Origin of the sequence: Photobacterium sp. OFAV2-7 (assembly GCF_022347985.1) — a bacterium.
Taxonomy (GTDB): domain Bacteria; phylum Pseudomonadota; class Gammaproteobacteria; order Enterobacterales; family Vibrionaceae; genus Photobacterium.
Genome location: NZ_JAKRFQ010000066.1, coordinates 1 through 11,384, shown reverse-complemented (window position 1 = coordinate 11,384; position 11,384 = coordinate 1). Strand labels below are relative to the sequence as shown.

At 51.0% G+C, this 11,384-nt stretch carries 8 protein-coding genes; 6 read left to right on the top strand and 2 right to left on the bottom strand.

Annotated elements, in window-relative coordinates; all coding sequences use genetic code 11:
* Positions 1-246 precede the first annotated feature (246 nt).
* Genes MHN01_RS06710 through MHN01_RS06700 form a run of 3 tightly spaced genes read left to right on the top strand, consistent with a single transcriptional unit; the run spans position 247 to position 5,445 of the window.
* Positions 247-1,281: an efflux RND transporter periplasmic adaptor subunit gene (locus MHN01_RS06710; RefSeq protein ID WP_239410607.1), complete on the top strand. Its 1,035-nt coding sequence runs from the start codon at positions 247-249 to the stop codon at positions 1,279-1,281.
* Position 1,282: 1 nt separating this feature from the next.
* The gene (locus tag MHN01_RS06705) at positions 1,283-2,371 is read left to right on the top strand and encodes an efflux RND transporter periplasmic adaptor subunit (protein ID WP_239410606.1); all 1,089 of its coding nucleotides are present in this window, start codon (positions 1,283-1,285) and stop codon (positions 2,369-2,371) included.
* Entirely contained in the window at positions 2,371-5,445 is a 3,075-nt protein-coding gene (locus MHN01_RS06700; RefSeq protein WP_239410605.1) for an efflux RND transporter permease subunit, read from the top strand. The genes MHN01_RS06705 and MHN01_RS06700 overlap by 1 nt, the downstream gene beginning before the upstream one ends.
* Positions 5,446-5,555: 110 nt before the next feature.
* On the opposite strand, the gene pyrC is transcribed toward MHN01_RS06700, so the two are convergent.
* Both pyrC and MHN01_RS06690 read right to left on the bottom strand, forming a co-directional pair.
* Positions 5,556-6,590 carry a dihydroorotase gene (gene pyrC, locus MHN01_RS06695; protein WP_239410604.1) on the bottom strand — a complete coding sequence of 345 codons (1,035 nt, stop codon included), beginning with the start codon at positions 6,588-6,590 and terminating at the stop codon, positions 5,556-5,558.
* Between the two features lie 219 nt (positions 6,591-6,809).
* Entirely contained in the window at positions 6,810-8,813 is a 2,004-nt protein-coding gene (locus tag MHN01_RS06690) for a methyl-accepting chemotaxis protein (RefSeq protein ID WP_239410603.1), read from the bottom strand.
* Positions 8,814-9,191: 378 nt separating this feature from the next.
* On the opposite strand from MHN01_RS06690, the gene hinT reads away from it, so the two are divergent.
* The 3 genes from hinT to MHN01_RS06675 all read left to right on the top strand — a co-directional run.
* The gene (gene hinT, locus MHN01_RS06685; RefSeq protein WP_160648204.1) at positions 9,192-9,542 is read left to right on the top strand and encodes a purine nucleoside phosphoramidase; all 351 of its coding nucleotides are present in this window, start codon (positions 9,192-9,194) and stop codon (positions 9,540-9,542) included.
* A gap of 122 nt (positions 9,543-9,664) precedes the next feature.
* Positions 9,665-11,050, top strand: a complete 1,386-nt coding sequence (locus tag MHN01_RS06680; RefSeq protein ID WP_239410602.1) for a COG3014 family protein — start codon at positions 9,665-9,667, stop codon at positions 11,048-11,050.
* A 2-nt stretch (positions 11,051-11,052) separates the two neighbouring features.
* The coding region (locus MHN01_RS06675; protein ID WP_239410601.1) for a YcfL family protein at positions 11,053-11,384 on the top strand (332 nt) is incomplete at its 3' end.

The window sequence follows — 11,384 nt, the reverse complement described above, 5'->3', positions numbered from 1 at the left end:
TTTCTCTGAAATATTACCCCGGTAAATAGTTTATACCCCCAAGACTTGGTAAGGTCCGGCGCTTTGGCTTAATGAATTGTTTTTTCTTCTTTTTCGTGGTTTGTTGGGTTTCTGTGTCGTTTTATTGGCTACACTAGTATCTTGTGGCCAAAGGCTTTTTGTTGTGAATGTAGCAGCGGCTGATGTTCTTGCGCTTAACACCAGAAGAATAAATGAAAGCAGACAATAATAATTTAGAGAGGTTGTATGAGGCGCGCGCTATTAGCGACCGTTATCTCTGGCTTGCTAGTGTCAGGGTGTGGTGAGAAAGAGGTAGAGGTACCTGAACCGGAATCGAGGCCGGTGAAACTTCAGGCGGTATCTGTCGGTAATAATGAAACCTTCCGAACTTTTCCGGCCACGGTTGAGGCTGGTGACAAGGCGGTGCTGGCATTCAGGGTGTCAGGGCAGGTTATTTCATTGGATGTTAACCCGGGTGAAGACGTTAAGCGGGGACAAAAACTGGCCAGCTTGAACCCAGATGAACTGACGTTGTTGGTTGAGCAGGCGCAGGCGAATTATGAACTGGCCTATGTGCAGTTCAAGCGAGATCAGGAACTCAGAAAAACTAATGTCGTGTCAGAGCTGGATTTCGATACCTCCAAGGCGGAGTTAAAACAGGCCAAGGCTGCTTTGAGCAAGCAAAAATCTAACTTGGGCTATGCCACCCTGGTTGCTCCCTATGACGGGACACTATCACTGTCACTGATTGAGAACTATGAATATATCATGGCCAAAGATCCGGTGATGCATATCCAGAGCGCCGGTCTGATCAATGTCACCTTCCAGTTGCCTGAACACCTTTTAGCCCGCTATCAGGGTCAGTCAGATACTCAGCCAAGTGTCATTTTCGATACGATTCCAGGCGAAGTCTACCCGGCAGAGTTTAAAGAAATAGATACCGAGGCCGATCCCACAACGTCGAGCTATAAAGTGACGCTGTTTATGGAACGCCCGGAAGGCAAGAACATTCTTCCAGGAATGGCGGGGCTGGTGAAAATTGCGATCCCGAAAGGTAATTCGGGGGCAATCCCTAAGCGGGCAGTTATTCGAGAGGGAAGTGCAACCTATGTCTGGCATGTCGATGAAGCCGGCATTGCCCATAAGACCGAAGTTGAGCTGGATGATAAGGGACGTGTGGTTGCCGGGCTAAATGATGGCGATCAGATTGCGATTTCTGGCGTAGGTGAACTTCAGGAAGGCCAGAAAGTGCGTGCCTGGGTTAAGGAGCGAGGACTGTAAGATGAAAAAGCTATCCTTAATCACACTGGCGCTAGGGGCGGTTTTCACACTGCAAGGCTGTGAAAAGCCTGTGGTAGAAGAGCGACAAGTTGTACAACCCGTCAGCGTGGATGTCGTTGCCTTGGCTGAGGCCGCACCGCAACTGACCTTTCCTGCCGTGGCAGCAGCGGCGGATAAATCCAGCCTGTCATTTCGAATTCAGGGCGAGGTAACCCGTATTGCAGTTCGTCCGGGGGATTTTGTCAAAAAAGGCCAATTGCTTGCCGAGCTGGATCCAACGGATTATCAGCTGGAAGTTGATGATGCACAAGCGAAATACAATGTTGCCGACAGTCAGTACCGACGCTCGGCCAAGCTGGTTGATAAAGGCTTCCTGGCCCAGTCGCAGTTTGATGAGTTGAGAGCGCAGCGTAAGATTGCTCTTGCAAGACTCAATATTGCCAAGCTGAATCTCACGTTCACCAAGCTGGCCGCGCCTTTTGACGGGGTGATTTCACGGGTGCCTATTGAGCAGTTTGAGAATATCCAGGTAGGCCAGCAGGTAATGAATATTCATAGTGCCAAAAGTGTCGATATTTTGATCCAGGCTCCAGATCTCATTTATTCCCAAAGTTCTGCCGTTGATATTCAAGAATCCAAACCTGGTGCGCGGGTGGTGCTTGATGATGGCGCAGAGTACCGGGCCTCCCTGAAAGAATTTACCACAGAGCCGGATCCGGAATCAGGTTCGTTCCTGGTTACCTTGACTATGCCTATGCCCGAAGACCGCTTCATTCTTGACGGAATGGCTGTTGAAGTTCGGGCCGATGCGCAAAAACTGAAAATCTACAGAAAGGGTGAGCCTGTGATCCCGTTGGAGGCCATTTTCAATGAAGATGGCGATGGTCTGTCACCAAAAGAAAAGTTTGTCTGGGTGGTCAATAACGGCAATACAGTGGCCAAGCGCCGCGTGGTAACCGATAAAGTTGTCCCTGAAGGTGTTCGTTTGCTGGCGGGACTTGAGGAAGGGGAAACTATCGTGGTAGCGGGCGGAAACCGTTTGCGAGAAGGTCAGCAGGTGGACGTGATTGCCAAGGAGGCTGAACAATAATGAAACAAGATATCGCAGCCTATTTTATTAAAAACAAAGTGATTAGCTGGATGCTGTCGCTGATCTTCCTGATTGGCGGGACCATGGCCTTCTTTGGCCTGGGACGCTTGGAAGATCCGGCATTTACCATCAAGGACGCTATGGTGGTGACGGCCTATCCGGGGGCGACCCCGCTTCAGGTCGAAGAAGAGGTGACCTATCCGATTGAAAAGGAAATCCAGCAACTGGCCTATGTGGATGAAGTCAATTCCATCTCCAGTCGTGGATTGTCACAGATCACGGTAACAATGAAGAACAATTACGGCCCTGATGACTTGCCGCAGATCTGGGATGAGTTGCGCCGCAAGGTGAATGATCTTGAACCGAATCTTCCTCCGGGGGTTGCAGAGCCGTCAGTCATTGATGACTTCGGTGATGTGTTCGGCATTTTGCTGGCAATCACGGGTGACGGGTATTCGTACAAAGAACTCAATGACTATGTCGACTATCTTCGTCGTGAGGTTGAGTTGGTAGACGGGGTCGCTAAGGTCTCTGTTACGGGCACCCAGCAAGAGCAGGTGTTTATCGAAATCTCTCTGCAGCGGCTGAGCAGCCTGGGTATTTCGCCACAGACGATTTACAACACCCTGGCGACGCAGAACTTAGTCTCAAGCGCAGGTGCGGTCAAAATCGGGACCGAGTATATTCGTGTCCACCCGACCGGTGAGTTCACTGATGTGGATGCGCTGGGTGATTTGATTATTACCGAAAGCGGTGCCGAAGGGCTGATTTACCTGCGTGATGTGGCGGAAATCAAGCGCGGGTTCAAAGAGGTGCCTGATAACCTGTTGAGCTACAACGGTAAGGTAGCGCTGAGCGTCGGCATATCGTTTGTCGAGGGTGTCAACGTAGTCGAAATCGGCAAAGGAGTCTATCGCCGTCTGGACGAGCTGAAAGAGCAGCAGCCTGTCGGGATTGATATTGGCGTGATCTACAGCCAGCCTGATGAGGTTGATAAGTCCGTCAAGGGATTCATTGTCAGCCTTGGTCAGGCCGTAGCGATTGTTATTGTTGTTCTGCTGTTCTTTATGGGACTTCGCTCGGGCATCCTGATCGGTTTGATCTTGTTGTTAACCGTGCTGGGAACCTTCGTCTTTATGAGCTGGATGGCGATCGACTTGCAGCGAATATCGCTCGGGGCTCTGGTCATCGCTCTGGGGATGCTGGTAGATAATGCCATTGTCGTCGTAGAAGGTGTTTTGATCGGGGTGCAGAAAGGGCGGACGCGGATGCAGGCCGCGTCCGATATTGTTACCCAGACCAAATGGCCGCTACTGGGGGCCACGGTTATCGCGGTTACCGCTTTTGCGCCTATCGGATTGTCGCAAGACTCGACCGGTGAATATTGTGCCACCCTGTTTAGTGTTCTGTTGATTTCTCTGATGCTGAGCTGGTTTACAGCTATTTCGCTAACCCCGTTTTTTGCCGACTTGTTCTTTAAGGGCGTCAAGAATAAAGGTAATGGCGATGGTGAGGATGATGACCCGTACAAAGGGTTTATTTTTGTCACATACAAGAAAGCGCTGGAAGCTTGCATGAGGAATGCGTGGCTGACTGTGATTGTCTTGATCGCGATGCTTGGTGCAAGTCTGTATGGTTTTACGCAGCTGAAGCAGGCCTTCTTCCCGTCATCGACAACACCGATGTTCATGGTTGATGTGTGGTTGCCGGAAGGAACAGACATTCGTTCGACCAACGATAAGTTGCACGAGCTTGAAGAGTGGGCCAGCCAACAGGAGAACGTCAGCCACGTTTCATCCAGTGCTGGCAAAGGGGCACAGCGTTTTATGCTGACCTATTCGCCGGAAAAAAGCTATGCGGCCTATGGCGAGCTGATTATTCGCGTTAACAGTTATGACGACGTGATGCCGATGCTGAGAAAAGTTAGCGACGAGCTCGACACCAAGCACCCGGACATAGAATACAAGCTTAAGCGTATAGAGCTTGGTCCGTCGTCAGGCTCTAAGATTGAAGCTCGTCTGGTAGGCCCTGATCCGACAGTGCTCCGTAGCCTGGCCCAGCAGGCTATAGACATCATGCGTGCCGATCCCGGAGCCTTTAACGTGCGCCATGACTGGCGTGAACGGACCAAGGTACTTGAGCCTATCTTCAATGAAAGTCAGGCCCGTCGTTACGGCATCACCAAGTCTGACGTCGATGATCTATTGCAGATGGCGTTTTCCGGTTTGTCTGTCGGCCTCTATCGTGACGGTACCAACCTAATGCCGATTGTGGCGCGTTTGCCTGATGAAGAGCGGGTGGATGTCAGTACTATTGAAGGGATGAAGATTTGGAGTCCGGCCATTCAGGGCTACATTCCTATCCAGCAGGTGATGCTTGGAGTGAATGTCATCTGGGAAGATCCGCTGGTGGTGCGTAAGAACCGTAAGCGAATGCTGACTATCATGGCCGATCCTGATCCTTTGGGTGATGAAACGGCGGCGACTCTGCAGGGGCGTATCCAGCCTAAAATCGAAGCACTGGATTTTCCTCCGGGTTATTCTCTGGAGTGGGGTGGTGAGTATGAATCGTCGGCCGATGCCAAGTCGTCACTATTCCAGACCATGCCGATGGGTTATCTGTTTATGTTTTTGATCACCATCTTCTTGTTCAACAAGGTTAAGGAAGCCGTGATTGTCTGGGCGACAGTGCCGCTGGCGATTATCGGGGTGACGACAGGATTGCTGTTGCTGAATACGCCGTTTGGTTTTATGGCGCTGCTGGGCTTTTTGAGTCTGTCGGGCATGCTGGTCAAAAACGGTATCGTTCTGCTCGATCAGATCGAGATTGAAATCAGCAGCGGTAAGGAGAAGTATCAGGCGGTGGTTGATGCGGCCGTAAGCCGTGTTCGCCCGGTGTGTATGGCGGCTATTACCACGGTATTGGGGATGATCCCGCTGCTGCCGGATGTGTTCTTCAAGCCGATGGCGGTAACGATCATGTTCGGGTTGGGCTTTGCAACAGTGCTGACATTGATTGTGGTACCGGTTTTGTACCGGATGTTCCATCACCTGAAAGTACCGCAGGCGGCTTAGGCGCAGTATCCACTCAACTCTAGTGGTTAGATAATCAAAGGGCTCCCGCGGGAGCCCTCTTCTTTGTTTGGTTGTCTTGCCCTGCATGACAGAGCATGGTTATCGGCCGTTTAGCTGGCGATAACTTTCCAGTTCATCTCTTCGCCGGCACGGATAGGGACGACTACGTCACTGCCGAAGGACATGGTCTCCGGTACGGTCCAGCTCTCTTTGGCAAGGGTAATGGTATCGGTATTGCGCGGCAGGCCGTAGAAGTCAGGGCCGTTGAAGCTGGCAAAGGCTTCAAGTTTATCCAGTGCACCTGCCTGCTCGAACACTTCAGCGTAGAGTTCAATAGCAGCGTGTGCGGTGTAGGAGCCGGCACAGCCACAGGCTGACTCTTTGCGACCCTGGGCGTGAGGGGCAGAGTCGGTACCGAGGAAGAATTTAGGGCTGCCGCTGGTCGCCGCTTCAATCAGTGCCTGCTGGTGGATGTTGCGCTTTAGGATTGGCAGGCAGTAGAAATGCGGACGGATCCCGCCAACCAGCATGTGGTTGCGGTTGAACATCAGGTGATGGGCAGTGATGGTCGCACCCACGTTAGGACCGGCGTTGGTAACGAACTCAACGGCGTCCTTTGTTGTGATGTGCTCGACAACAATCTTCAGGTCCGGCATCTGCTCGACAATCGGGGCAAGTACCGTATCAAGGAACGTCTTCTCGCGGTCGAAGATATCGACATCGTGAGTAGTTACCTCACCATGGATAAGCAAAGGCATACCGACCTCTTGCATTGCCTCAAGTGTCGGCATTAGCTTGTCGATGGAGGTCACGCCGGAATCAGAGTTGGTGGTTGCACCTGCCGGGTAGAGTTTTGCCGCATAGATGTGGCCGGTGGCTTTTGCTTTACGAATTTCTTCAGGGGAGGTGTTGTCGGTGAGGTATAGCGTCATTAGAGGGGAGAAGTTGCCTTGAGGTTTTTCGGCAAGGATACGATCGCGGTAGGCTAATGCAGCGTCAGTATCGGTAACCGGTGGAACCAGGTTCGGCATGATGATTGCCCGCCCCATATACTGACTGATATCACGGACGGTATCTTTTAATACCTCGCCATCACGTAAGTGCGTGTGCCAGTCATCAGGACGTGTAATCGAAATTGTCGTCATAATTGCTTCCCTCCCAAAAAATTTGCCCGATTCTAAAAGCATCCCTACCTTAAGTAAAGCGCAATGATCAAACAAAGTAACCAGTTGATGATTTAAAACGCAATCGTTTGCACTTTTTGGTTCTCAGTTGTGAATTGGTTCGGGCTGATAACTCCTGTTGATAAATCAAAGCCAGCAATGATGCTGGCTTTAGTGATTGTTGTCGTAGATGTATCGAAGTTACAGCTTGAATCGCATAACCAGATCATTTTGCTGGTGAGCGAGGCTATCGAGCTTGCTGCTGGCTTCGGCGACTTCTTCCATTGAGCTGTAGTTGGAGTCAGCAATATGGCTGATATCTTCCAGGCTACGGGCTATGGAGGCCGTGGTAGTACGCTGTTCTTCGGCGGCCTGGGCGATTTGCGAGCTCATCTGGCTGATTTCGAAGATGATTGCCTGAATTTCCTCCATCGCGCTATTGGCATCCGAAGCTTGGCTAATACTATTCTCCATCTCACTAACACAGCTTTGCATCACCGATACCGCCTGACCGGAGCGTGACTGCAGGCTTTGAATCATGGTTTCAATTTCCGCTGTCGAGTCGGTGGTACGCTTGGCCAGTACGCGAACCTCGTCGGCCACGACCGCAAAGCCGCGACCCTGATCGCCGGCCCGAGCTGCTTCAATGGCCGCATTCAGTGCCAGTAGGTTGGTTTGATCGGCGATGTTGCGAATAACATCCAGAATTGAACCGATACTGCTGCTCATCTCCTGAAGCTTTGATACCGCATTCACAGACTCGTCCAGACGCTCGGAGAGCTGGTGGGCGGTGTTGATATTGCGACTCATGACTTCGCGACCGGTGTTGGAGGCTTTCTCTACCTCGTGTACCCGCTCCATGGTGTTTTGTGCACTGTGTGAGACATCAGTCACAGATTGTTCCATCTCGGTCATGGCAGTGGCAACAGAAGCCGTTTGTTGTCGTTGCTCGTTGAGACGGTTTTTGGCTTCGGTGGTTGTTGACTGGTTTTCCTCGGCAACCGATGTCAGGTCCTGCGATGCCTCGCTGAGCTTGCCCAGTACCTCTTGTAGATTATCAGCCAGTGTATTGATATGACGGCTGAGTTTGTTGAATTCGACGAAATTGTTGTTGTCGCTACGTTTGGTCATATCACCTTTGGTGAGTGCTTCCAAAGTCTTAAGTGTTGACTCAAGCGGCTTGCGGACACTTTGCGCCAGATACCAGCCGATGAAAACGGCGAACAGGGTTGCACCGATACCAATCAGAATGGCATTGGTCAGCCCACGGCTATAGGCGCTGTCGGCATTGGCGATCGCGTTCTCCATGTAATCATCGGCCTTGGTTCTGAAGGTATCGAGCAGGTTGGTGGCCTGATCGATTTCAGCAGCCAGTGTTGCGATGTTGTCGTAGAGGCGGTTGCGGGCTTCAATGTAGCGGAAGTGCACATCCAGCACGCCGCCGGACTTGCCGATATCAAGGGTGTATTGTGCGATCGATTTGTCGAAAGTCCCTTTGAGTTCCGGAATCAGTGAGGTCAGTGAGCGATAGGCGTTACCGAGGTGGTTGACGTTTCGCTTGTTGCTTTTGACGGCTTTCTCGATGACTGTGATGTTATCTGTCGCCAGGGCGTCAGAGGTGATGGTTTCAGTCTGGCGAAGCTTGATGAAATAGTTCTTCGCGATCATTTTGACAGAAATACTGCTTTGATCTTCGATGTACTCTTTCATCCGTGTATTTAGCTCGTTGTGGAGCTGCTGGAAACGGCGTGCTGACTGCAACCGTGCTTCCTGTGCGAGCAACTGGGCACGATAGTTATCCATGGCGACATGGGCTTCAGAAAAATACCGTTCTTCAAGGGCGATAAGCTCGCTCAATTGGGTGCTTAGGGCATCATTACCCGCCGCGGCTTCTCGGAGCTGATCAAGTGCTGCGATAAAGGCGGTGTGGGCCTGACTGAAGTTTTCTTCGTAGGCCTTCATCCGTTCCGGATTCTGGCTGGTGAGAAAGTCTTTGAAGATTTTGTCGGCGGCAAGAAGTCGAACACTGGTCTGGTTGGCGGTAGACACCAGCGGTAGGGCATCAGATGTGACCGTTTTTAGTTGGTTGTGGATCCTGTTTGTTCCATCCAGCATCAGAAAAATGGTTGCAGCAAACAGTATGACCATCACCGCAAAACCAGTGTACATACGTCGAATGACAGAGGTCTGTCTTGTTGTCTTCATAATATCCCTAAACTCTGGCAAACGTGGGCGACAGCAAGCCCACATAAAGTACATTAATACGAAGCTGTAATTATGTTATTGACCTTCGTATAAATTGTGATGTTGTAATTTTAAGTAGCAAAAAAAGCGTACTAAAAAAGACAAAATCGACACATACCACTCTAGCATCTTGCCATGGGGAGGAGCAGTAGCAGCAAATGATAAATGAAATTCTGCACTACATACTTTGACGGCGGCATCAAAAAATAACTTAATTTATGAAATATTTACTGGATTAATGATTTAAAACGGTGTTCAATATTGCTCTATAGTTTGGACTCAAGCATACTCCAGTAACAGGAGATAACCTGAGACACAACATAGTAAATGGAGCATGATATGGCAGAAGAAACTATCTTCAGTAAAATTATTCGTAAGGAAATTCCGGCAGATGTCTTATATCAGGATGATTTAGTGACTGCATTTCGGGATATTAATCCGCGTGCGCCAAGCCATATCCTAATTATTCCCAACAAGCTTATCCCTACGGTCAATGATGTTGAAGCGGATGATGAAGCCATGATGGGACGCCTGTTTACGGTTGCACGTAAGCTGGCAGAGAAAGAAGGGGTATCTGAGGATGGATACCGCCTGATTGTTAACTGCAACCCGCATGGCGGTCAGGAAGTGTACCACATTCATATGCACCTTCTTGCCGGTCGTCCATTAGGCCCGATGCTGGTTGGGTAAGTAACAATAGATCGCCGTGATAGCCGCGGGAACTATTATTGCTGGGCTAGGTCTGAGTGGATTATGTTCTCTTACCATGAACACTCAGACTTTTTTGTTCTTGAAAATGGGTTACTAACACAATGCTAAAACGTGCCGCAGTGCTGATGTTATCGCTGAGCATAACGGCCTGTGCGAACTTGTCGACTCAGAGTTTATTCAGTCATTACAGCGCGTCGAATGCGCAGGTTCACCAAGCCCTGCAGCAGGGTAATTACACCGAGGCGGTCGAAGCCCTCCCTGATGCCCCGGCAGGAGATATCCTTGACGGGATGGAGCGGGGACGGGTGAATTTTGTTGCCGGGCAGTACCCGGACAGTTTTGCCGCGCTTCAGCGTGCAGATATGGCGGTCAAAGAGCAGCAGCGCCAGGCAGTTATCCAGCTGTCCGAAGGCCTGAATCAGGCCGGAGCACTGTTGACCAATGACAATATGATCACCTACCAGCCCGCGGATTACGAGCTGGGTTTTATGCACCTTTATCTTGCTCTTAACTATATCCAACAAAAGGATCTGGAAGGGGCGCTGGTTGAGGTACGACGAGCCAACCAGGTTCAGGAAGCGGCCAAGAAACTGCGCGAGGCTGAGCTTGGTCAGGCGGCGCAGGAAGCACAGCGCAAGGGGCTGAACCAGAATCTCGGTGCCGTACTGGCCCGTTACCCGGATGCCGGGGAGAAGCTCGCCAATGTACAAAATGGCTACTTGTTTTACCTGTCGGGTATTTTGTATGAGGCCGACGGTGACCTGAACAGTGCCTATATAGACTATAAGCGGGCCCTGGCGGTCGCACCGAACAATATGTATATCGCCAATACCGTATTGCGGCTGGCGACGCGAATGCAGATGACCGAGGATCTTACCCGGCTGCAGGCGCGGTATGGCAAATACACTCCGGCCAAGGCGGGAGAAGGCCGGGTGGTAATTCTGGACGAACAGGGGGTTGTTCTGGCCCGAGACGGATGGCGCTTACCTCTGTGGCTGCAGGACAGTCGCGGAGACGGGGTGATTTATAACCTGTCATTGCCTTACTACCGGAATTCCACTCGTTCGCCGATGAGTACATTGGTGCTCGATGATAAGCCCGTTAACGGGAGTGAGCTGGCGAACGTCGACAATATGGCCAGGAACAGCCTGAACGAAGAGCTGCCGGTGATTGTTGTCCGCCAGGCATTGCGGGTTTTGGCGAAAGATGAAGTCAGGAAGTCGGCAGCGAAGAATGGCAATGAACTGGGCAATGTGCTCGCCAACATTTTTAATACGCTGACCGAGCAACCGGATACCCGAAGCTGGCAATCTCTACCATCTTCAATCAGTATGTATCATACTGATTTACAAGCAGGGACACATAAACTCAGCTGGAGCGGCCAGAGCCTGGACATCAAGGTTGCGGCAGGACGAACCACAATGGTCTGGGTTTCCCGTCAGGGAAATCAGCTTAGCTGGTGGTCGGTATTGTTAGGGGAGAGTTAATGATGAAATATATTTCTGTCTTGGTGTTCGCGCTGGCGCTTTCCGCCTGTTCGTCGACAACATCGGGGATCAGCATTGAAAGCAGCAACCAAAACGTAGTGATTGGCAACTCATCGCTGGCAGGCCAGATTGAAATCGAGAAGGCGATAGTTGCTGAAGCGAACGGCTTGATGAAGGCGGGTGTACCCGTTACCAGTAAAGTCGATTCGGATATGAAGTTGCAATACCGCTTCTACTGGTACGATGCTCAGGGGTTGGAAGTCTACGGCAGTGACAGTCCGTGGCGCCAGTTCGTACTGCATGGCCGCGACTCTGTTACTTTGCAGGCGGTTGC

Coding starts and splice junctions, on each gene's coding strand:
- MHN01_RS06700 (WP_239410605.1), top strand. CDS start 2,371: ATGAAACAAGATATCGCAGCCTATTTTATTAAAAACAAAGTGATTAGC.
- MHN01_RS06680 (WP_239410602.1), top strand. CDS start 9,665: ATGCTAAAACGTGCCGCAGTGCTGATGTTATCGCTGAGCATAACGGCC.
- hinT (WP_160648204.1), top strand. CDS start 9,192: ATGGCAGAAGAAACTATCTTCAGTAAAATTATTCGTAAGGAAATTCCG.
- MHN01_RS06690 (WP_239410603.1), bottom strand. CDS start 8,813: ATGAAGACAACAAGACAGACCTCTGTCATTCGACGTATGTACACTGGT.
- MHN01_RS06710 (WP_239410607.1), top strand. CDS start 247: ATGAGGCGCGCGCTATTAGCGACCGTTATCTCTGGCTTGCTAGTGTCA.
- pyrC (WP_239410604.1), bottom strand. CDS start 6,590: ATGACGACAATTTCGATTACACGTCCTGATGACTGGCACACGCACTTA.
- MHN01_RS06705 (WP_239410606.1), top strand. CDS start 1,283: ATGAAAAAGCTATCCTTAATCACACTGGCGCTAGGGGCGGTTTTCACA.